Genomic DNA, 21,835 nt, shown 5'->3' with positions numbered 1-21,835 from the left:
GTCAGTCCTGGATGCGCCGCCACGGGCGTTCGGATTCGAGGGCGAAGGCGATTTCGAGCAGTGTGCGTTCGTCGCCGTGGGCGGCGCAGAATTGCATGCCGATCGGGAGGCCTTCGGTGGAGGTGCCCATGGGCAGCGAGATCGCGGGTGTGCCTGCCACATTGTTCAGCGGGGTGAAGGCGACCCAGGAGATCAGGCGCGCGAATAGTTCGTCGAAGGGGACGGTCGGGTTCAGGTGGCCGAGTCGCGCAGTGGTGTGGGCCAGAACCGGCGAGAGGATCAGTTCGTGGTCGCGGAACATGCCCGCGTAGGCGCGACGCACTTGTGAAAGGCGGTAGAGGATCGCCGGTGTGCGTGCCATGGACTTGCGATACAACGCGCCGAGTCCGTGCGTGAACGCATCCAGATCGCTGGGCTGAAACCGCGGATCGATCGCGAATTTCCCGCCCGCCTCGATCAGGAACGCCAAAAGTCCCCAGTAGGTGGTGAAGTCGTCGACGAAGCGTTGCGACACCGGCAATGCGATCGGCAGTACCTCATGCCCCATCTTCTCCAGCAGCGCGACCGTGTCGTCGAGCACGGCCCGGGTCTGCGGGCAGGTTTCGGTGCCGGTGATGGAATCGGCGATCACCCCGATCCGCAGCCGTCGCCGCGCCGGCCCCTCGACCAGACCGACCGGCGGCAACTTCGGATTGCGCCAATGACGTTCGGCCGCAGCGAAATACGTCGCGGTATCGCGCACCGAACGGGTGAGCACACCTTCGGAAACCAGATTGATCGGCATCGACCGCGCCTGCGGACCATCGATATGCCGCCCTCGGCTCGGCTTCAACCCGACCAGACCGCAACACGCGGCCGGAATTCGAATCGACCCGCCACCGTCGTTGCCATGCGCGATCGGCACCACACCCGCGGCCACCAGCGCGGCCGCACCACCGGATGACGCACCCGGCGAATAGTCCGTATGCCAGGGATTGCGCGTCGGTTCGGCCGCGGCGAATTCGGTGCTCGCGTTCAAACCGAACTCCGGTAGCCGACTCTTGCCCAGCACCGACATCCCGGTGCTCAGAAACTGTTTCGCATACGGCCCATCCTCTGCGGCAGGCCGCCCGACGAATGCCGCGGTGCCGTGATTGGTCGGCAGACCGCGCACATCGGTGTTGTCCTTGACATACGTCGGCACACCGAACAGCGGCGCATCCGGATCACCCGCCGACAGCGCGGATTCCGCCGAGACCACGACGGCGCGCAATGTCGGATCGACGTGCGCGGCCCGCGCTCGCGCCGCCTCGGCGACCTCGGCTGCGCCGATTTCGCCTCGACGCACCAGTTTCGCAATCGTCACCGCATCGCAGTCGGCAAGCACATCGTCGCTGAAGGCATGGAATCGCATATCCGGATTCTGCGCGCTGCGATACCGACCACGCACCGTTTTGGACGAGCGACCTGTCGACGGAGGTCCCGTACGGCGTCGGATATCGTTCGACTGCAACGTAAGCGAGGAGATCGACAATATGAATAGCTCGACCGGCGTCCCGCTATGCCTACTGGCCGCGGGGGTGCTGAGTTTCGTTCCAGCACAATCGGCTTCGGCGGATGCGCTGCCGGATCAGTCCCGCACGGTCACCACCGAGGACGGCTGGCAGCTCACGATCGCGAAAACCGCCGAAAACCTCGATCGGGTTCCCAATCTTGCCGAGACCGCTTTCACCCGAGAGGGCTTCGTCAGTGTGCGCGCGGCCGCCGATATCACCGGTGCGGGCAGTGTATCGGTCAACTCGGGCACGCTCACGCTGGGTTACCAAATCGGTTGCCAGATAGATGTTTCCAATGGCATATCACTCGGTCTCGCGGCGTCGGTCGGACCGAATGTCAATGTGATGGTCGCACCGACTCCCGGTCTGAGCGTCGGCATCGGGGCCGCGGCACTGCCCAGCGTATCCACCACCTTCAAACCGGGCACGATCACCACCATCCCGTTCGGCACCAAAGCCCTCACCGGACCTCATGGTTCGATCACCACCGATCAAGTGCAGATCAAAATCGACGCCTGTATGGGGCCGGTCAGCCTGCGCTCGTATGTGATCGCGACCATTTCCACCGATACCGCCGACAATTCGGTCGCGGTGTACGGCGACCCGATCTGGTTGTGATCGCCATGGCCCGCGCATCCCGCCCAGCCGTCCTGGTCGCGGCCGGAGTCCTGGCGATCGCCACGAGCGCGCTGTCGACAGTCACCCATGCGGCCCCGATCGTGCCCGCCACCTGCGCCGAATCCGATGCCCCCGACTGCCCCGAACCGACCCCCGACAAGCCGCGGGCCGTCGTTCCCGCACCCGCCGCACCGCCACTGCTCACACCGGCCCTACCGCCACCACCCGCCAAGCCGGGTTCACCCGCCGCCGCATTGACCCCACCAGTACCGGTCCCGCATCCCGGCCCGCCGATCGTGCCTGCCGCGGAGTGAATTCAGCTGCGGCGCAACTCGAAAATGCGGAAGATCCGCCCGCCGGACAGCTCGCATTCCATTTCGTAGCCCGGCCAGAACTCGACCGCCAGATCCCAGGCCGGTTTGCGGTCCATACCGGTGACCTCGCTGACGGTCACCTCGAACCGCTCGCCTTTCAGCCCGACAATGGCGGTGTCGGCCGCCCGCAGGTTTGCCGACCACACCGGATGCTTGGGGCTGCCCCAGTTGGAGCCCACCAGCAGCAAGTCGTCTCCGCGCGGCACGTACAGCAGCGATGTGGTGCGCGGGATACCGGTTTTGCGGCCCGCGACGGTCAGCTCGATCGACGGCAAACCCGCTAGATCGAGCACACCCCGCCGACCACCGCTGACCCGCCGCACAAACCGTTCCAGCCGCATCACTATCGGCGCCGTGCGCATGACCCAGCGTTTCTGCGCGATCCGGCGAGCTACCGCGGGCAACGGATTCGACACCATAATTCGAAATCCTGACAGAAATCCGATATCGGACCACAGCTGGGACCGCCCGTTGAGACCAGCCTCACCCGCGCCATCACGAAATGCCCTCGATCGTGGCCGGTGGCCGAACAACGGCCACATCCGGTAACTCACCCTGGTAGGGCTCGATCTCGACCAGCGCCAATTGTCCGGCGCAACTCTGACTCAGGGTCGATGCGGGACGGTCCGCGGTGAGCACATTCGGGTTGCCGTGCCGACAGAAGGTGGGATCGGCCGGATCCGGGTCGTACCAGGCGCCTGTCGACAGCTGCGCGACCTGCGGCCGGACCGCGTCGTCGACGACCAACCCGGCCAGGCAGCTTCCACGATCGTTGAAGATCCGCACGATATCCCCGTCGCGCAGCCCTCGTACCGCGGCATCGTCGGGATGTAACCGCACCGGTTCTCGCCCACCGATTTTCACCGACCGACTGTGCGCGCCGACATCGAGCTGACTGTGCAGTTTGGTGCGCGGCTGATTCGCGACGAGCTGCAGCGGGAACCGTGTCGCGGCGCCCAGCCATTCCCGCGGTTCCAACCAGACCGGGTGGCCTGGGGTATCGGCATATCCGAACCCGTCGATCGTTTCGGAAAAGATCTCGATCTTGCCGCTGGGAGTGGTCAGCGGGAAGCGCTCCGGATCCGCGCGGAAATCCGCGAACAGCACCTGCTCCGGATCGGGCACCGCGACTGTGAACGACTCGCTGTCCCAGAATTCGTCGAACTCCGGGACCGTCGGATCGTCGAGCCCGGCGCGCCATTGCTGGTACAGGTGCCGCAACCACTCCGCGACGGTGCGTCCCTCGGTGAATTCCTTACCGACACCGATACTTTCGGCCAGTTCGGCGAAAATTGCGTAGTCGTCGCGCGAGGCGCCGTGCGGCCGGGTGAGCGCCTTCATCGGGAAGAACTCGCGATCGTTCTGCCCGGAGCCGAAGTCGTCGCGTTCGATGCTCATGGTCGCCGGGAGGACGACATCGGCGTGGCGCGCGGTGGCGGTCCAGAACGCATCGTGCACGACCACCGTCTGCGGCCGGGTGAACGCCGTGTGCAGTCTGGCCAGATCCTGGTGATGGTGAAAAGGGTTCCCGCCGCACCAATACACCAACTTGATATCCGGATAAACCAACCGCATACCGTTGAAATCGAACGGCTCCCCCGGATTCAGCAGCATATCGGCGATTCTGGCCACCGGAATGAACGTCGAAACACCATTGCGGCCCTGCGGAAATCTCGGCACCGACTGCCCGCGCGCCGGATCACCGACGTGCGCGCAAGATCCGTAACTGTGCCCGAATCCTCCACCTGGCAGACCGATCTGGCCCAGCATCGCCGCAAGCACCACCCCGAGCCACAGCGGTTGCACACCGTGCTCGGCACGCTGCAACGACCAGCTCACATTGATCATCGTGCGCGCGGCAGCCATCTCACGTGCCAGCGACCGGATCCGCTCGGCCGCCAGCCCGGTGATCGCTTCCGCCCACGCGGGATCCTTGACGACGCCATCGGTTTCGCCACGCACATAACCGATGAACCGTGCGTACCCGACCGTGTACCGATCCAGAAAATCGTTGTCCGCCAACCCATCCGCATCCAACACCTCGGCCAGCGCCAGCATCAGCGCCGCATCGCTACCCGGCCGCAGTGCGATCCACTCCGCCGCGGCCTCCGCCGGAATATCATCGCGCAGTGGGCTGATCGATACGAATCGGCAGCCGCGCGCCCGCGCGGCCGCGATCCAGGTTCTCGTGTTGTGCCGCGACACACCACCCGGCGACACCGCGGAGTTCTTCGGCGACAGCCCACCGAAGGCCACCACCAGATCGGTGTTTTCGACGAGCACGCTCTTGGCGGTCGCGTGCCCCTCGAACAGCCCCATCGAGCCGATCACATGCGGCAACAACACCTGTGAGGTTCCCAGACTGTAGCTGTGCACACTCCGGACATAACCGCCGAGACAGTTCAGAAACCGATGAACCTGACTCTGCGCGTGATGAAACCGCCCCGCACTCGACCACCCGTACGACCCGCCGTACACCGACTCCGCGCCGTACTCGCCGTACACCCGATTCAACTCACCGGACACCAACTCCACCGCGGTTTCCCACGGCACCGCGACAAACGACTCATCGCCGCGCCCGGGTGCACCCGGCCCGTGCGCCAACCACCCCTGTCGCACATAAGGCTGATCGATCCGCGTCGGATGATGTTGTGCCGAGGCCACATTCTCGATCAATGCCGTCGGTTCCGGATCCCCGCGCCACGGACGCACTGCGGTCAACCGCTGCCCATCGCTCTCGGCTTCGAACACTCCCCAGTGCGTCAGATGCGCGGCCATCACTCCACGGTAGCCCGGCCCACCGACAGGTTCACTTTGTTATGAATGCCGCGCTGGTTCGCGGCTTTGCCCGCCCGGCAATCTCAGATGCAGATGCTGAAGCTGAAGAAAGGACCCAGCGGGACGTTGAAGCAGAAAGCGACCGAACCGAACGCAGGAGTAACCGGTTCCGCCGATGCCGCAGGAGCGGCAAGAGCGCCAACAGATACGGTGATGGCGATCGCGGCGATCGCCGAGGCAATTCTGGTGGTCATTACAACGTTTCCTGACTGATCGACGATGACGATGCCCCCGACCAGAAATCGTTACGTCTACGATCATCCGCTGATCCCCAATCGGGCACAAGACCGCGCATCGACTCGTCGATCGAACCGGGTCAGCCGGTGCACCGCCCGACCCGGTTCGATCGGACTCAGGATTCGGATTCGATCGGCAGGCCCGCTTCGGTCCAGTCCTGGATGCCGGCACGGTAGGCACGGACGTTCGTATATCCGAGGGCTCGCAGTTCGACCGCGACGACCTCGCTGTTCTGGCAGGCGTAGTTCGAGCAGTAGGTCACGATGGGTGCGTGCCGGTCCGGAAGCAAACGCGCAGCTCGGGATTCCACATCAGCTTCGACCAAGGTGAGCGCGCCCGGCAGATGCGCTTTCTCGTAGTAGCCCGCACCGAGGGTGTCCAGGACCGTCACCGTACCGGCCTCGATCGCGGCGGCCAGTTCGTCACGGGCGATGACTGTGGTCATGAGATTTTCCTTCCTGATGACATACACAAATTTTATGTGCGTGCGCACGCTATTATATGCGTGCGGGTGCACGCAAGTGGTTAGAATCGGCACGTGACGCAATCGGAGAAGCATCGTGAGGCGGCCGGCACCGCATGGTCGGCACTGCTGCGGGTGCACGCCAACCTCGTCCCACGCTTGGATGCCGAGCTGCGCAGGGACTTCGGACTCCCACTCGCGTGGTACGACGTACTGCTCGAACTCGACGGCGTCGAACCACTGCGCATGACCGATCTCGGCGAACGCGTCGTGCTCAGCCGCACTCGGGTCAGCAGACTCGTCACCGAGATGACCGCGGCAGGCCTGGTCGCGCGCGAATCCAATCCCGACGACGGCCGATCCGCATTCGTCGCCATCACCGATGCCGGCAGGGAGCGTCTGCACGCGGCCGCGCCCGGCTATCTCGCGGGCATCGAGCGATGCTTCGCCGACAAGCTCGATCCGGACGAATTGCACACGCTCGCCGCAACTCTCCGCAAAATCCTCGGCCCGACCGACCTCGCCGTCACGCCCCGGCGGACTTCATAACACGCACGTCTGCATCGACTGCCAGTCGGCACGAATCAAACACTTTGGCAGTCAATGCAATCCGCGTCACATCCGCGCACAACTCGGCATCACTTCTGAAAGACTAACACTTCACAATGGCCTGTACCTTTGATTACAGGCACATCGAGCGTGCACCCCCGGAAAGGATGCAGCCCCTTGGCGATCGGCGCGGCGCAGCAAGCAGCACACCAATTTTCCTGCAGGCAAGGAGCGCGCTGATGTTCACGCGCTGGGGAAAACTCGTCTACCGGCTGCGCTTCGGCGTACTCGCGGTCGTGGTGGGCGCACTCCTTGCACTCGGTGCATACGGCTTCGGACTCGAGGACCACCTCAGCTCCGGCGGTATGGACGATCCCACTTCCGAATCCGCACAGGCCGCGCGCCTCGCCGACGCCGCCTTCGGACGCAATCACGACTTCGACGTCGTCGTGCTCTACACCGCACCGGACGGCAAGACCGTCGACGATCCGGAATTCAGCCAACCGATCATCGACAATCTGAACAGCCTGCCGCGCAAGTACCCGAACGAGATCACCGGCGTCAACGCGTCCTACTGGCGCGTCGACGGCGCGAAGATCAGCGGTGCGAAGGCGGCCACCGAAGACAAGAAGCGCGCCGTGGCCGCGATCGCCATCGCGGGCGACAACGACACCGACTCCGTGCGCAACTTCCGCAAAGTCAAGGACGCCTTCACAATCCCCGGCATCGACGTGCAGGTCAGCGGCCTGCAGGCGGTGGCGGGCACACTCAACGACACGATGGCCGACGACGTGCACCGCATGGAAGTGCTGGCCATCCCCGCCGTCGCGGTGCTGCTGTTCTGCATCTTCGGTGGCCTCGTCGCGGCCGCCCTGCCGCTGCTCGTCGGTGGACTCACCGTGATCGGCGCCTCCGGCATCATCATGTTCCTGACCCGCTTCACCGAGGTCAATTCCTTTGTCTCCTCGGTCCTGTCGATGATCGGCCTCGGCCTGGCCATCGACTACGGCCTGTTCATCGTGAGCCGATTCCGCGAAGAACAGGCCGCAGGCTACGACACTCGCGCCGCAGTACGCCGCACCGTCGTCACCGCCGGACGCACCGTCGTGTTCTCGGCGACCATGATCATCGCCAGCCTCGGCAGCATGCTGCTGTTCCCTCAGGGCTTCCTCAAATCGATGGCCTACGGAGCCATCGCGACCGTCCTGCTGGCCGCCTTCACCGCCATCACCATCCTGCCCGCCAGCCTGGCCGTCCTCGGTCCGCGCGTGGATATGTTGGGGTTCAACCGGTTCCGAAGAACCAAGACCGCCGAACAAATCGAGGGCGGTTTCTGGGGAAAAACCACACGCTGGGTGATGCAGCGACCGCTCACCGTCGCGATCCCACTGGTCATCGTGCTCTTCCTGCTGATCATCCCGGTCAAGAACCTCATCTTCGGCGGCTTCAGCGAGCGATATCTGCCACCGGACAACCCGACTCGCGTCGCACAGGAACAGATCGACACCTTCTTCCCACAGCGCCGATCCGATCCCATCGAACTCGTCTTCGTCGCCGACAACAGCACGCCGGTCGGCGAGGCCTGGCGCGCGGCCGGACACGCCCCCGGGTTGGCCAGCCAGTTCGAGATGCCGTCCAAATCCTCGACCCAGGACAACGTCTACCGCTCAAAGGCGACACTGGTGAACCCGAACGAAGGCGGGGAAACCATCGAATACCTCCGCAAGATGGAACTCCCCGACGGCGTCAGCATGTACGTCGGCGGCATTCCGGCCATGCAGAAGGACAGCATCGACGCACTGCTCTACCGCATCCCGGTCATGATCGCCCTGGTCCTGTTCGTGACCACGCTGCTGATGTTCCTCACCTTCGGCTCGCTGGTCCTGCCGATCAAGGCCGCACTGATGAGCGCGCTCGGCCTCGGCTCCACCCTCGGCATCCTGACCTGGATCTTCGTCGACGGCCACGCCGCAGGACTATTGAACTTCACCCCGCAGCCGATCCAGTCGAATGTGCTCGTGCTGATCATCGCGATCATCTACGGCCTGTCCACCGATTACGAAGTCTTCCTGCTCTCCCGCATGGTCGAGGCCAGGGCCAAAGGCGCGAGCACCAGCGACGCGGTGCACACAGGCACAGCCCACACCGGCCGCATCATCACCGCCGCGGCGCTGATCCTGCTCGTGGTGACCGGTGCGTTCGCCTTCTCCGATCTGGTGATGATGCAGTACATCGCCTACGGCATGATCGCCGCATTATTCATTGATGCGACCGTGCTGCGCATGCTGCTGGTACCCGCAGTCATGAAACTGCTCGGCGACGACTGCTGGTGGGCGCCGGCCTGGATGAAGCGTCTCCAGGAGAAAATCGGGCTCGGCGAACCTATTCTGGACGATGAACGCCCGGGCACCGAGGATACGCACGAGCCGATCGAGACCACACCGATCACGCCGCGGCTCCCCACCGTCACCACTGGACGGTCGAACGGTTCGTAGTCACCCCACGAAAGGGAACGCCACACGCCGCCTCGGGAGGTACGCTCACCGCCGGAAAGCCCGCGGACCCGATCGCCGAACCGGCGACCTGGTCAACCACCGGCCAACTGGACCGAAGGACGACCGCGATGTGCAGCTACCGTCTCGATGCCGAATACGCCGATCCGACACCTTTGAAGGTGCGGATCAATACCCACGAGCGCTATTCGGAGCGTCCCGACGACCCAACCGCGAATGTGCTGACCGCGCTGGAACTCACCGGAGCCGAACATCTAGCCGATATCGGCTGCGGCGACGCCCGGTTCCTCGCCCACCTCGCCGAGACCGGTCACCGGGGTCCGCTGGTCGGTATCGACACCTCTCCCGCAATGGTCGCCGCCGCCAATGCAGTACCCGGGGTCCGCGGCGTATTCGGCAGTGCCGACCGGATCCCGTTCGACGACAACAGCTTCGACGCGCTCACCGCACGACATATGCTGTATCACCTCGCGAATCCGCTGGCCGCGCTCAGGGAGTTCCGGCGCACGACCAAACCCGGCGGGACGATTGCCGTGGTCGTCAATCATCCCGGAACCTACCCATACACCACCGAACTCGTGGCCGCGCATGCCGCGACCTACGGCCTCGGCGTGGGCGAGGCGATGACCGTCGACTCCGACACCTTGCCGGAGCTGATGTCCGAGGTTTTCGGCGAGGTGCGGATCCAGCGATCGGATAATGCACTCGTCTTCGATACTCCGGATCCGCTGGTGCGCTTCGCCGAGGCGCTGTTCACGTTCTACGGCGTCACGCCGAACTACCCACGACGGCAGGCGATTCTGAACGATCTGCGCGAGGACGTCGAGGATTGGTTCACCCACCATCCGGGCCAGACGTGGCGCGATCCCAAGGGGTACATCGTCGCCACGGCCGTCGTCGATCACCAGGGCAGCGCACCTTCGGCATCGACGTAGCTTCCGGTGGGCCCATCGGGGCCGAGCTGCGCCATGCGTACGATGATCTCGGCACCTTGCTCCAACGTCTGGGTGCCGGTATTCCCGTTGAGATCGGTCTTCGTGAAACCGGGCTCCACCGCATTGATCCGGATACCCGGGAAGGCCTTCGCGTACTGCACGGTGAGCATGTTGACCACCGTCTTCGACGCCGGATACGCGACACCCGGGTAGGCGTGTGCCGGGGTGCCCGGGGTCGAGACCCTGGTCAGCGACGCAAGACCGCTGCTGACATTGACCACGACCGGCGCCGCCGAGCGCTGCAGCAGCGGCAGGAAGGCGTGCAGGACGCGTACCGTGCCGAAAACGTTGGTGTCGAAGGTCTTTCGCATCACACCCGCGGTCAGGTCCGCAGCGCCGACGACGTTGTTCCGGTCGGTCATCTCCGCTTGGATACCGGCATTGTTGACCAGGACATCCAGACCACCGTCGGCCTCGATGGTCCGCACCGCGGCCGCGACGGACGCATCGTCGGTGATATCGAGCTGAACTGCCCGCGCGCCCAACTCCTCGGCCGCCTGACGACCGCGCTCGGCGTCGCGGCTGCCGAGGTAAACGGTGTGGCCCGCCGCGACGAGTTGGCGGGCGGTCTCGAAGCCGAGACCCTTGTTCGCTCCGGTGATCAATATTGCTGCCATGCCACCCACGCTAGGTTTTAGAGCGCGCTCGAAGTCAAGGACCTTCCTGGTAGCGCAACGTAGTCAGATCGCTCTTCTCCTTTTGGCAAACGGTTGTCGCTGGGTGCTGAGTGTTGCTTTGTAGGTGATTTGTGGTGGGATTTGGGCGATGAGATTACATAAGTAGATGCGCATATCTACATATCTGAATGCAATATCGTACTGTATTGTCGGCGCCTTCAACTCCTTCACCATGGCCCCGGTCTTCGTATAGAACGCCAACATGAGCCGATTCCCCTGTGCCTCAATTTCTTTCCCACTGCCCCTACCCCGCGCAGCCCGACACCCCCGCTCCCCCAGTCGGGTTCACCACGGCAAATGTTGCAGTTGAGACCGGCGCCCATTACCGATAACAGCATCCTCCCCGAGAGAAGACGACCGACCAGTTACTCTCGTCGCGTGGTCCCGCCCGACTCGGCCTGCACCGGAGGTCCACGAGCGCCCGTCACCCGCCCAGGAAGCAGGAGTTCGATGCGATCGCTGCGTAGCCGCCATATCTTGATCACGCTGGTAGCCGGCACCGCCGGCGTAATAGCCGGTGGTCCAACGCCCGCGATGGCACAGCCCGCGCCGCCTGCGCAGGTCCAGCCGCTCGGCTCGGACTTTCTCTGGGGCGTCGCCGCATCGGGATATCAGTCCGAAGGGTATGCGCCGGATAGCAATTGGTCCCGGTACGTGGCCGCGGGCAAGACGGACGACGCCTATCTGGAGTCCGTCGACTTCTACCATCGCTACCGGTCCGATATCGATCTGGCCGCGCAGCTCGGCGTCAAGGTCTATCGGATCGGCATCGAGTGGGCGCGCGTCCAGCCGCGGCCGGGTGAATGGGATGAGGCCGGACTTCGCTTCTACGACAATGTGATCGCCGCGATCACGGCTGCCGGGATGCGTCCGATGCTCACCATCGATCACTGGGTGTATCCGGGTTGGGAGGTCGACCGCGGCGGCTGGTCGAATCCGAATATCGTCGAGGACTGGCTCGCCAACGCGCGCACCGTCGTCGACCGATATGCCGCGGCCGCCCCGCTGTGGGTCACCTTCAACGAACCTGCGGCCTACATCATGAACGAGACCTCGCACGGCGGCCTCTCCCCCGCCGCCATTCCGATGATGCAAGACCGAATCGCCCAGGCGCACAATGCCATCTACGACTACATCCACGCCGTGCAGCCGGGCGCGATGGTCACCAGCAATGTCGCCTACATTCCGGCCGGTGAGGATGCGGTCAACGGCTCGTTCATCAATGCGGTCGCCGCGAAACTCGATTACATCGGCATCGACTACTACTACGGCGCGTCCCCCGAAACCGTTACCGAGCTGAGCTTCAGCCAGCTGTGGAACAACCCCTTGGAGCCGGAGGGCATCTACTATGCACTGCAACACTATTCACGCAAGTTCCCAGGCCGCCCGCTTTACATCGTCGAGAACGGCATGCCCACCGAAAACGGCATGCCCCGAGCCGACGGCTACACCCGCGCCGACGACCTCCGCGATACCGTCTACTGGCTGCAGCGCGCCAAGGCCGACGGCATGAACCTCATCGGCTACAACTACTGGAGTCTCACCGACAACTACGAATGGGGTTCCTACACACCGCGTTTCGGCCTCTACACGGTCGACGTCCGCACCGACCCCACCCTCACCCGCAAGCCCACCGACGCAGTACCCGCATACACCGCCATCACCCACCGGGGCGGCGTCACCCCCGACTACCGCCCGACCCGCGCCCCCAAACCCTGCTCCTTCGTCGATGCCGCGGCCAGCTGCGCCGACCCGGTCACCGTCCCTCGCTAGCCGAATCAAGGGGTCGGCACCCGTGGGTGCCGACCCCAACCCATGTCAGGATCCGGTGAACTGATCACCCGAGATCGAGCGCGACTGCTCGCCGTCGACGCCGACCGGGATGTCGCCCTCGAGAGTGGTGCGGTACAGCACGCGGGTGACATCGAGGTGGTTGAGGTCGCCCGGAGCCAGGTGGGCGGTGGCGCGGTTGTCCCAGAATGCCAGGCTGCCCTTTTCCCAACGGAATCGGACGGTGTAGGCCGGGTTCGACAGTTCGTCGAACAGCAATTGGAGTACGGCGTCGCTCTGTGCCGGACTCAGCCCGACGATGTGGGTGGTGAAGCCGGGGTTGACGAACAGCACCTTCTCACCGGTCACCGGGTGCACGCGCACGACGGGATGTTCGGTCACCAGCGGGGCATCGGCGACCTTCTTCGCGTAGTCACTCTCTTCGTTCCATGCCGGACGGCTGCCGCCGAACCGGTGCACGGCCCGCAGCCCCTCGACGAACGTGCGCAGCGACTCGGGCAGGTTCGCGTAGGCGGCGGCGAGATTCGTCCAGCTGGTGTCCCCACCGCGTTCCGGTGCGATCTCGGCCCGCAGCAGTGAGGCGGCGGGCGGGTTGATCAGTGCGGAGACATCGGTGTGCCAGTGGTTGGTGTAGGTGAATTTCTTGATGCCGAAACGCTTTTCGTAGAGTCGGCTGTCGACGGCCAGAATTTCGGGGAACTCGGTCGGCGCGTCATCGTCGTAGGGATGTGACGGCGTGACGGCGCCGAATCGCCGGGAGAAGGCGATGTGTTCGGCGTGACCGATGTGCTGGTCGCGGAAGAACAGCACCTTGTATTCGTAGAGGGCCGCGGTGATGTCGGCGACCTCCTGATCGGTGAGTTCGGCCCGCAGGTCGACGCCCGCGATCTCGGCGCCGATATGTCCGGCGACGGGCGTGATCCGGAGGGTGGTGATGGGCTCGCTGACAGTGGTCATGGTCGTACCTTCTTCGGCAATGGATGGGAATGGTCGGCGGAGCTCGGGCGACAACCGCTGCTGCCCATTCGCATGAAGTCGACGGCGCGCCGCCTGGTCAGTCGGGGACTCATGCGCCGAGTTCGGTTCGTACCCGGGTGAATTGGCTTTCCACCGGTGCCAGCCCGTAGTGCCCGCGCAGTGTCGTCGCGGTGTAATCGGTGCGGAACAGGCCACGCTCCTGCAGGATCGGGACCACCCGGTCCACGAAGTCCTCGAGGCCGCCCGGCAGGTACGGCGGCATGATGTTGAAGCCGTCGGCGGCGCCGTTGTCGAACCAGGACTGCAGTTCGTCGGCGATATCGGCGGGTGTGCCTGCGAAGGTCCGGTGCCCGCGCCCGCCGCCCAGTTTGCCGATGAGCTGGCGCACCGTGAGGTTCTCGCGCTCGGCGAGTTCCTTGACCAGCGTGAATCTGCTCTTTCCGCCCTCGATTTCGCTCTCCGCGGGCAGCGGCGGCAGTGGTGCGTCGAGTGCGTGTTCGGTGAGATCGACACCGAGCAGCGCGGACAGCTGCCGCAGGGCGTAATCCGGTGAGATGAGGTCGGTGAATTCCTGTTCGAGGGCCAGCGCTTCTTCGCGGGTGTCGGCGATGAACGGCACCAGACCGGGCAGCACCTTGAGTTCATCGGCCGAGCGACCGTACTTCGGCAACCGCGCCTTCAGGTCCCGATAGAACGCCTGTCCCTCCGCGAGCGAACGCTGTGCGGTGAACACGGCCTCGGCGTAGCGCGCGGCGAAATCCTTACCGCTCTCCGACGAGCCGGCCTGCACCAGCAGTGGCCGCCCCTGCGGGCTGCGCGGCGAATTCAGCGGGCCGCGCACCCGGAACCGATCGCTGGCGTAGTCGATGGTGTGCACCTTGTCCGGGTCGGCGAAGATGCCCTGGTCCGGATCGAGCACGATCGCCGAAGACTCCCAACTGTCCCAGAGCCGCACGGTGACATCCACGAACTCCTGTGCCCGCTCGTAGCGCCTGGCATGTTCGGGAATGGCGTCGAAGCCGAAGTTGAAGGCCTCGTCCTCGTTGCCCGAGGTGACGATATTCCAGCCCGCTCGACCGCTGCTGATGTGATCGAGGGAGGCGAATTTGCGGGCCAGGTTGAACGGTTCGTTGTAGGTGGTCGACGCCGTCGCGATGAGCCCGACTCGTTCGGTCGCCGCGGCGATCGCGGCGAGCAAGGTGACCGGCTCGAATACGGCGAGGGTATTGCGCTTGATCCGAGGTCCGATGGCCAATCCGTCGGCGAAGAAGACCGAATCGAGTTTGCCGCGTTCGGCGATCCGGCCGAGCTCCTGGAAGTGCCGCACATCCAGTACCCGGCGCTCATCGGTCCGGGGATGCCGCCAGGCCGCCTCATGATGGCCGACGCCCATCAGGAAGGCGTTGAGGTGGAATTGCTTGCGGGGTAACGACATCGGAGTCCTTAACGGGAGGGTTCGGCGCGCCACCGGGACAGGCGGCGTTCGAGAGCGACGAGTAGGCCGTTGAAACTCAGCCCGAGCAGCGAGATGGCGATGATGCCCGCATACATATTCGGGATCTGGAAGTTCTGCTGGGCCGCGGTGATCAAGTAGCCGAGTCCGGCACGGGCACCGACCATTTCGGCGGCGATGAGCACCAGGATCGAGGATGCCGCCGCCATTCGTACGCCGGTGAAGATCGATGGCACGGCGGCGGGCAAAATCACCTTTTGGAACAGCCGAATCGGCGAGAAGCCGAGCGAGACGGCGGATTTGATCAGCAGCGGGTCCACGGTGCGCACACCGGTGATGGTGTTCAACAGGATCGGGAAGAAGCTCGCGTACACCACGAGCGCGATCTTGGAGGTCTCCCCGATGCCCAGGATCAGGATGAACACCGGCAGCAGCGCCAGTGCCGCGGTGTTGCGGAACAATTCGAGGATCGGGTTCAGAAAGTCCGCCACCGCTCGATACCAGGCGATGGCGACACCGACCGGAATGGCCACCGCGAGCGCGAGCGAGAATCCGATCGCCGACCGGGTCAGGCTCGTCGAGACGTGCTCCCACATCTCACCGCTCTGCACGAGATCGATGAAGGCCTGCGCGACGGTCGAAAACGGCGGCAGGAAGACCTCGTCCACCAAACCGAGACGCGGCGCCGCCTCCCACACCGCGACCAGCAGACCGATGGCGAAGGTGGGCTTGAAGATTCGCCACGCAAGCAGCGCGACCGCCCGCACTACCCGCGACACATCGATTTTGCGTGTCGGCGCGGATTCGGCCCGGCTGCGGACGACAACCGGCCGTGACTTCTCGACGACTTGCACTGCGCTAGACATGAACCGGCTTCCTCTCGGTGCTCGTGGCCGACAGCGACTCGCGTTCGAGTCCCTGCGCCCGGGTAACTTCGCTCTGCAACTGCGACCAGATCTGGTGCCGTGCCTCCCGGAAGGGTTCGCTGGAGCGCACATCCGCACCGGAGTTCCGGTCGATATCGATATCGATCACGGACTTGACCCGCCCGGGACGTGAGGTCAGCACGGCGACGCGCTGGCCGAGGTAGACGGCCTCGTCGATGCCGTGGGTGATGAACAGAATCGTCTTGCCGGTGGCCCGCCAGATCCGTAACAGCTCGTCCTGCAACGACTCCCGAGTCTGGGCGTCGAGTGCGGCGAACGGCTCGTCCATCAGCAGCACCTCCGGGTCGAAGGCGAGGCTGCGGGCGATGGCGACTCGCTGTTTCATGCCGCCGGACAGCTCATGCGGGTATCGGTCGCCGAATCCGGCCAGACCCACCAGTTCCAGGTATTCGTCGGCGATCTTCCGGCGTTCCCGACGCCGGACACCCTTCGCTTCCAAACCGAATTCGATATTTGCCCGGGCGGTGCGCCACGGCAGCAGCGCGTACTGCTGGAAGACGATGCCGCGATCCAGACCAGGACCGCTGATCGGCTTGCCGTCCAACAGGATTCGCCCGGCACTCGGCTTACTGAGCCCGCCGAGGAGATCGAGCAGCGTCGACTTCCCGGAACCGCTCGGGCCCACAAGCACCAGGAACTCGCCATCGTGCAGTTCCAACGAAATATCCTCGATCGCGGTGAACTCCTGGTTCGAGCCACGGACCGGGAACTGTTTGCGCACTCCGGTGAGTGCGAGTTTCACCTGACTCATTTCGACGCGACCACCTCTCCGGTCGGACCGGTGGTCGGACCGTAGGTCCCGTTGGCGTACGGGTTGTCCTTGTTGGTGTACAGATCCTTCGCCGTCAGCTTTCCGGCGGGCACATCACCGTTGCGGACCAGCCAATCGATCCAGATCTGCAGTTCCTTCTCCGCGATCACCGCGCCGGGGACCGGCAGGCCCGGGCTCCGCCAGAATTTCAGCAGCTCGGTGTTCTCGTTGCGTCCGCGCTTGTTGATGATCGAGGTGAAGCGCGCGACCACCTCGTCGCGCGGGGTCACCTGCAGCCAGCGCGTCGCCCGCGCCGTCCCCTGGACGAAGTCCTTGACGGCCTCCGGGTTCTGGGCGATGTAGTCCTTGCGGAAAACATAAGTGCCGTAGTCGAATTGGCCGAACAGATCCTTATCGGTGTAGAGCGCGTGGATACCGCCGCGCCCGGATGCGCTCTCCCGGAAGACTCCGCCCAGCGCGCCGACATCGATCTGGCCCTTGCGCAGGGCGTCCTCGGTATTGGCCGGCGGCACCACGATCAACTCGACCTGTTTGATCTCTTGGTCGGTGAGGCCCTGCTGGTGCAGCCATTCCCGGGTGATGAATTCATGGTGTGCGCCAAGGGTATTGATGCCGACCTTCTTGCCGATCAGATCCCTGGGCGAGTTGATGCCCGAATCGTCACGGACGAAGTAGCCGGTGAACGACTGCGCATCCGCGCCGTACGAGCTGAGCACCGACGTGACGGGCGCGCCGCCCGCGGCCAACTTGACGACCGCGCCGTTGAAGGCGCTGCCGAACTCGATCTGACGGGTCGCGGCGGCCTGGATATTCGCTGGTCCGCTGGTGGTGTCACCCTCCCAGTGCAGCGCGATCTTGCTGAAGTAGCCGAGATCGTCCGCCAGTTCGTAGGCCGAGACCTGGCCGGTCGATCCCTGGTAGCGCAGTACGGCCTTGCCGTCGGCGTTGGTGCCCGGCTCGGATTTTCCGCAGCCGGCGAGCACCGCGACCGCGGTGGGAATGGTGAGTACGGCGGCCACCGCACGGACGAACCGTGGCCTGGTTTTCTGGGACAGCGTCATGGAAGTTCTTTCACGGAATGCGCACTGCCGCAGCGCTGTAGGGCACGCCGCAACGGCAGGTAAAGCGCAGAGGATTACCTGATTCGAGCAATGCGGCGACCAATTTCGGCGACCGCGGATTCAGGCGCGACAGACTCCATGGGGCAGGCGCATGAAATCCACCGTGCGACGGCGGATCAGCGCAATGGATTCGATCATGTCAACGACCTTCGTGGGTTTCGGATAGAAGCGGCGACCCCGCGGCTTTGTGTCCATGGTGGGGTCGCCCGCCAGCGACGACAATGCCGATTTCACATTGTGAAAATCACGGTGAGTACAACTCCACCGGCGCATCGGTGATGGCGGCGGTGGACTGGAACAGTGGCCCGATCCGGCCCGCGATCTGCCGCATAGCGGGCACGATGCCACGCACCAGTTCCTCGTTCAGCCGCGCGGAACGGGCCTGCACGCCGAGCGCACCCCAAACCTGCTTATCCGGGCCGAGGACCGGCACCGCCACCGAGCGGACCGGATCCTCGCGCTCGATGAGCTCTACGGCGAAACCGCTGCGCCGCACGCGATCCAGATCCATCAGTGGCGCAGGCCGTCGATCGAGTCCGTCGACAACGGGCGAGAAGGCCAGCAGTGCCTGGCCGACGGCACTGGAACGCAATGGCTGGCGGGCTTGCGGCAACTGGTTGGGGCAGAAGTACACCGGCGGCCGCGCCTGAAAGACCGTGACCGCGTCCCGGTCGTCGGCGATGCTCAGGCTTACGGTGATCTTGATGCCCGCGGCCAGCGCATAGAGGTGCGGTGCGGCCGCGTCGATGCCCAGCCGCGACAGCGCGGGCCGGGCCAGCGAAGCGAGCCCGTGCCCGATGCGATAGCGATCGGTCGCCGGATCCTGCTCCAGCAACCGACCCCGCACCAATGCCTGGGCCAGCCGGTAAGTCGTGCTGACCGGAAGTCCGGCCCGATGCGCCAATTCGCTCACCGACAGTTCGGGATCATCGCCCTCGAAGCAGTTCAGTACGTGAATCGCGCGGTCGACCGCTTGGGCACCCGAACGGGGTTGATCGGCGGCAGTCATGGTTCCTCCTGATATTTCTACCGATCGGGATGTGGCAGGAACTATCGCCGGATCATCCGGGCGCGGCAATGGTTCTGCGCCCGCTGCGCCGATTCCTCGCGCAAGAATGTCGATGCCGTCAAAATCGCGCTGATTCGAAGGGTTTCGCGATCCCGACGACGCACACAGAATTGAATTCCCCGCGCTGACCCCGCATTCCGCCGACGATTGCCGCTTTCTCGCTGCAATCCCGACGTATCAGGAGCAGACGCATGAGTGAACTCTGGCAGACCAGCACCGATGTACTGGTGATCGGCGGCGGTCCGGCCGCAGCATGGGCGGCCATCCACGCACGGGAGGCCGGCGCCGAGGTGACCCTGGTGGACAAGGGCTACTGCGGAACCAGCGGTGCGACAGCACCTTCCGGCACCGGCGTCTGGTACGTCGCCCCGGAGGCGACCGCCCGTGCGAATGCCAAGGCCAGCCGGGAGGCGCTCGGCGGCCATCTCGCCGATCACTATTGGATGGATCGGGTCCTCGATCAGACCTACACCAACATGAATCGGCTTGCCGTGGAGGGCAAGTACCCGTTCCCCACCGATCCGGCGACCGGCGAACAGCTGCGCACCGGGGTGCAGGGCCCGGAGTACATGCGCCGGATGCGCGCGTGGGTCAAGCGGCTCGGTGTCCGGATCCTCGACCATTCACCGGCTCTCGAACTGCTTGTCGACGATGCGGGCACGGTCCGCGGCGCGGCGGGATATCAGCGTCAACTCGACCGCGACTACCGCATCGCGGCGGGTGCGGTGGTGCTGGCCAGTGGCGGGTGTGCATTCCTGTCGCGCGCGTTGGGCACCAATGTCGATACCGGTGACGGCGCACTGATGGCCGCCGAGGTAGGGGCGCGCTTCTCCGGCATGGAATTCTCCAATGCCTACGCGATCGTGCCGAAGGGTTCGACCATCACCAAGACCGCCTACTACGGCTACGCGACGTTCTTCCACGAGGACGGACAGGTACTCGAGGGCGCGGGCTCCACGAAGGGCCGTTCGGTGATCGCCCGAACCCTGTTGTCGGAGAAGGTATTCGCCCAACTCGACCGCGCCGACCGGTCGGTGCAGACGCAGATGCGGCTCGGTCAGCCCAACTTCTTTCTGCAGTTCGATCGGCGCGGTATCAATCCGTTCACCGATCGCTTCGAGGTCGATCTGCTCGCCGAGGGCACGGTGCGCGGCACCGGCGGTATCGATGTCGTGGCCGACGACTGCGCGACAACGGTGCCTGGTCTGTTCGCGGCGGGCGATGCGGCGACCAGGGAACGCATCTGCGGTGGTTTCACCGGTGGCGGCAGCCACAATTCGGCATGGGCGATGTCGTCGGGAAGTTGGGCCGGTGCGGGTGCGGCAAGGTTCGCGCTCGCCTCGTCTCGGCCCGACGATGCCGCTCTGCGCGGCGCGGGACGAACCGGCTTGCGGCCCGGCGACTCCCCCACCCTCGATGCCGCCGAGGTCGTCGAGGCCGCGCAGGGCGAGCTGATTCCGTTCCAGAAGAACTACCTGCGCCACGGCGAGCGACTGCGGCCCGCACTCGACGCACTCGACACGCTCTGGGAGCGCGCAGGCAAGGAGCTCGGTGGCCGCACCGGTGACGATCGCATCCGGGCCAGGCAGGCCGCCGCCATCACCGCGGTCGGTCGGCTCATGTACGAATCGACTCTGGCGCGCACCGAGACTCGCGGCATGAGCAAGCGCGCCGACCATCCGGAACCGGATCCGGCGCAGCGCCACCACATTCTGTCCGGCGGCCTCGACGCCGTGTGGACCAAGACTGCCGCGGTCGCGTCATGATCGAGGTCGTACTCGCAGAGGCCTGCATCGGCTGCGATAAATGTGTGGACGCCTGCCCCACCAACGTATTCGACCGCACCGATTCCGGGATCCCGATCATCGCAAGGCAATCCGACTGCCAGACCTGCTTCATGTGCGAGGCCTACTGCCCCACCGACGCCCTCTACGTGGACCCCGAATCGACCCCACTGCCTCCCGGCAGCCCGATCGCACAGGACCAGATCGGCCGCTACCGCGAGAAAATCGGCTGGGGCAAAGGCCGAACCGCGGGCAGTCTGCTCGCCATCGGCCCCCGACTCCCCCACGGCGCACCGCCGCCCCGCCTGCGGCACTAACCGCGGTAGCCGAGTTGTTCGAGGAGACCGTCGAGTTGGAGTTCGAACAGCTCGGCACGGTCGGTGAAGGTGTCTGTGCCGTATTGATCGAAGACGTCGAAGGTTACGGCGCCGAACAGGCCGACCCACATGGTGATGCCGCGGGCGACGAGCCAGTCCGGGAGGTCGTGGTCGAATGCGGCCCTGATATCCGTGAAATTGGCTGCGAGCGCCGAGGATAACGGGCGCTCCTTGACCGGAGCGGTGAGCATGTCTGCGCGGTACGCGCGAGCGAAGAGGGTTTGCATGGTCGCGATGACCCGCGTGCCGGGCACAGTGGTCTGCTCGGCGGGGGCGTCGTAGCCCGGCACCGGAGTGCCGAACAAGAGTCCGTAGCGGGCCGGTTCGGCCAGCGCCCAGCCCCGGACGGTACGACCGACGATGCGCAGGCCCTCGATCGGATCGTCGGGGGCATCGGCCAGCGCCGCGTCGACCGCGTCGCCGAGTGCGTTGTAGCCGTCGATCACCAGCAGCGTCAGCAGTTCATCGCGGCTGCGCACATAGCGGTATACCGCCGACGACACCACACCGAGATCGCGGGCAACCGCGCGCAGCGAGAGGGCCGCCGCGCCGTCGGTGGCCAGATGTTCGCGGCCGATCCGGACGATATCGTTCATGGTCTGGGCCCTGGCCCGGGCACGTGGTGTCGTCGCCATACCGATCACCATGCGCGCTCCAGAGAGCGATGTCAACTAATGCGAGCACTGCTCTTGACTTTGGTCGGTTCCGACTGCATGCTTGTGCACAACAGAGAGCACCGCTCAC

Annotated in this window: 21 protein-coding genes; 9 read left to right on the top strand and 12 right to left on the bottom strand. The window is 64.9% G+C overall.

Going from position 1 to position 21,835, the window contains the following annotated elements; translation table 11 throughout:
• Position 1 precedes the first annotated feature (1 nt).
• Complete coding sequence (locus ACQPYR_RS19435) at positions 2-1,393, bottom strand: amidase (RefSeq protein WP_433634163.1); 1,392 nt, start codon at positions 1,391-1,393, stop codon at positions 2-4.
• Positions 1,394-1,514: 121 nt separating this feature from the next.
• Here ACQPYR_RS19435 and ACQPYR_RS19430 point away from each other — a divergent pair, with 121 nt between their 5' ends.
• A complete protein-coding gene (locus ACQPYR_RS19430) occupies positions 1,515-2,153 on the top strand; it encodes an MspA family porin (RefSeq protein WP_433634161.1) in 639 nt (212 codons plus the stop codon).
• Positions 2,154-2,158: 5 nt separating this feature from the next.
• Positions 2,159-2,467, top strand: a complete 309-nt coding sequence (locus ACQPYR_RS19425) for a hypothetical protein (protein WP_433634159.1) — start codon at positions 2,159-2,161, stop codon at positions 2,465-2,467.
• Between the two features lie 2 nt (positions 2,468-2,469).
• Here the strand turns inward: ACQPYR_RS19425 and ACQPYR_RS19420 are convergent, their stop codons facing one another.
• Both ACQPYR_RS19420 and ACQPYR_RS19415 read right to left on the bottom strand, forming a co-directional pair.
• Positions 2,470-2,946 (bottom strand): nitroreductase family deazaflavin-dependent oxidoreductase, encoded by a 477-nt coding sequence (locus tag ACQPYR_RS19420; protein WP_433634157.1) that lies wholly within the window; start codon positions 2,944-2,946, stop codon positions 2,470-2,472.
• Positions 2,947-3,022: 76 nt separating this feature from the next.
• Positions 3,023-5,305 (bottom strand): molybdopterin guanine dinucleotide-containing S/N-oxide reductase, encoded by a 2,283-nt coding sequence (locus ACQPYR_RS19415; protein WP_433634155.1) that lies wholly within the window; start codon positions 5,303-5,305, stop codon positions 3,023-3,025.
• 45 nt (positions 5,306-5,350) lie between these two features.
• Here ACQPYR_RS19415 and ACQPYR_RS19410 point away from each other — a divergent pair, with 45 nt between their 5' ends.
• Complete coding sequence (locus tag ACQPYR_RS19410) at positions 5,351-5,578, top strand: hypothetical protein (RefSeq protein ID WP_433634153.1); 228 nt, start codon at positions 5,351-5,353, stop codon at positions 5,576-5,578.
• A 139-nt stretch (positions 5,579-5,717) separates the two neighbouring features.
• Here the strand turns inward: ACQPYR_RS19410 and ACQPYR_RS19405 are convergent, their stop codons facing one another.
• Positions 5,718-6,047: a rhodanese-like domain-containing protein gene (locus ACQPYR_RS19405; RefSeq protein WP_433634151.1), complete on the bottom strand. Its 330-nt coding sequence runs from the start codon at positions 6,045-6,047 to the stop codon at positions 5,718-5,720.
• Between the two features lie 93 nt (positions 6,048-6,140).
• On the opposite strand from ACQPYR_RS19405, the gene ACQPYR_RS19400 reads away from it, so the two are divergent.
• The 3 genes from ACQPYR_RS19400 to ACQPYR_RS19390 all read left to right on the top strand — a co-directional run bounded on the left by ACQPYR_RS19400 (position 6,141) and on the right by ACQPYR_RS19390 (position 10,062).
• Entirely contained in the window at positions 6,141-6,614 is a 474-nt protein-coding gene (locus ACQPYR_RS19400; protein WP_433634149.1) for a MarR family winged helix-turn-helix transcriptional regulator, read from the top strand.
• A gap of 239 nt (positions 6,615-6,853) precedes the next feature.
• Positions 6,854-9,109: an MMPL family transporter gene (locus ACQPYR_RS19395; RefSeq protein WP_433634147.1), complete on the top strand. Its 2,256-nt coding sequence runs from the start codon at positions 6,854-6,856 to the stop codon at positions 9,107-9,109.
• A 128-nt stretch (positions 9,110-9,237) separates the two neighbouring features.
• Positions 9,238-10,062 carry a class I SAM-dependent methyltransferase gene (locus ACQPYR_RS19390; RefSeq protein WP_433634145.1) on the top strand — a complete coding sequence of 275 codons (825 nt, stop codon included), beginning with the start codon at positions 9,238-9,240 and terminating at the stop codon, positions 10,060-10,062.
• Here the strand turns inward: ACQPYR_RS19390 and ACQPYR_RS19385 are convergent.
• The gene (locus ACQPYR_RS19385) at positions 10,029-10,739 is read right to left on the bottom strand and encodes an SDR family oxidoreductase (RefSeq protein WP_433634143.1); all 711 of its coding nucleotides are present in this window, start codon (positions 10,737-10,739) and stop codon (positions 10,029-10,031) included. The genes ACQPYR_RS19390 and ACQPYR_RS19385 overlap by 34 nt on opposite strands.
• Before the next feature lie 510 nt (positions 10,740-11,249).
• On the opposite strand from ACQPYR_RS19385, the gene ACQPYR_RS19380 reads away from it, so the two are divergent.
• Entirely contained in the window at positions 11,250-12,572 is a 1,323-nt protein-coding gene (locus ACQPYR_RS19380) for a glycoside hydrolase family 1 protein (RefSeq protein WP_433634140.1), read from the top strand.
• 45 nt (positions 12,573-12,617) lie between these two features.
• On the opposite strand, the gene ACQPYR_RS19375 is transcribed toward ACQPYR_RS19380, so the two are convergent.
• The 6 genes from ACQPYR_RS19375 to ACQPYR_RS19350 all read right to left on the bottom strand — a co-directional run bounded on the left by ACQPYR_RS19375 (position 12,618) and on the right by ACQPYR_RS19350 (position 18,870).
• Complete coding sequence (locus ACQPYR_RS19375) at positions 12,618-13,547, bottom strand: TauD/TfdA dioxygenase family protein (protein ID WP_433634137.1); 930 nt, start codon at positions 13,545-13,547, stop codon at positions 12,618-12,620.
• Between the two features lie 109 nt (positions 13,548-13,656).
• The gene (locus ACQPYR_RS19370) at positions 13,657-15,003 is read right to left on the bottom strand and encodes an LLM class flavin-dependent oxidoreductase (protein WP_433634135.1); all 1,347 of its coding nucleotides are present in this window, start codon (positions 15,001-15,003) and stop codon (positions 13,657-13,659) included.
• A gap of 8 nt (positions 15,004-15,011) precedes the next feature.
• Complete coding sequence (locus ACQPYR_RS19365) at positions 15,012-15,887, bottom strand: ABC transporter permease (RefSeq protein WP_433634133.1); 876 nt, start codon at positions 15,885-15,887, stop codon at positions 15,012-15,014.
• Entirely contained in the window at positions 15,880-16,719 is an 840-nt protein-coding gene (locus tag ACQPYR_RS19360) for an ABC transporter ATP-binding protein (RefSeq protein WP_433634131.1), read from the bottom strand. The genes ACQPYR_RS19365 and ACQPYR_RS19360 overlap by 8 nt, the downstream gene beginning before the upstream one ends.
• Positions 16,716-17,801, bottom strand: a complete 1,086-nt coding sequence (locus tag ACQPYR_RS19355) for an ABC transporter substrate-binding protein (protein ID WP_433634128.1) — start codon at positions 17,799-17,801, stop codon at positions 16,716-16,718. The genes ACQPYR_RS19360 and ACQPYR_RS19355 overlap by 4 nt, the downstream gene beginning before the upstream one ends.
• Before the next feature lie 304 nt (positions 17,802-18,105).
• Positions 18,106-18,870, bottom strand: coding sequence for an IclR family transcriptional regulator (locus ACQPYR_RS19350; RefSeq protein ID WP_433634126.1), 765 nt, complete (start codon positions 18,868-18,870; stop codon positions 18,106-18,108).
• Between the two features lie 251 nt (positions 18,871-19,121).
• Between ACQPYR_RS19350 and ACQPYR_RS19345 the strand changes: the two genes are divergently transcribed.
• Both ACQPYR_RS19345 and ACQPYR_RS19340 read left to right on the top strand, forming a co-directional pair.
• On the top strand, positions 19,122-20,696 hold the full coding sequence (locus tag ACQPYR_RS19345) for an FAD-dependent oxidoreductase (protein WP_433634123.1): 1,575 nt from the start codon (positions 19,122-19,124) through the stop codon (positions 20,694-20,696).
• The gene (locus ACQPYR_RS19340) at positions 20,693-21,031 is read left to right on the top strand and encodes a 4Fe-4S dicluster domain-containing protein (protein ID WP_433634121.1); all 339 of its coding nucleotides are present in this window, start codon (positions 20,693-20,695) and stop codon (positions 21,029-21,031) included. Before ACQPYR_RS19345 ends, ACQPYR_RS19340 begins: the two co-directional genes overlap by 4 nt.
• Here the strand turns inward: ACQPYR_RS19340 and ACQPYR_RS19335 are convergent.
• The gene (locus ACQPYR_RS19335; RefSeq protein ID WP_433635186.1) at positions 21,028-21,726 is read right to left on the bottom strand and encodes a TetR/AcrR family transcriptional regulator; all 699 of its coding nucleotides are present in this window, start codon (positions 21,724-21,726) and stop codon (positions 21,028-21,030) included. The two genes, ACQPYR_RS19340 and ACQPYR_RS19335, sit on opposite strands and share 4 nt — an antisense overlap.
• Positions 21,727-21,835: the final 109 nt, after the last annotated feature.

The organism is Nocardia sp. CA-120079, assembly GCF_050955745.1.
Lineage (GTDB): Bacteria > Actinomycetota > Actinomycetes > Mycobacteriales > Mycobacteriaceae > Nocardia.
Note: the sequence above shows the minus strand (reverse complement) of the source record. Positions and strands in the feature narration are given on the sequence as shown.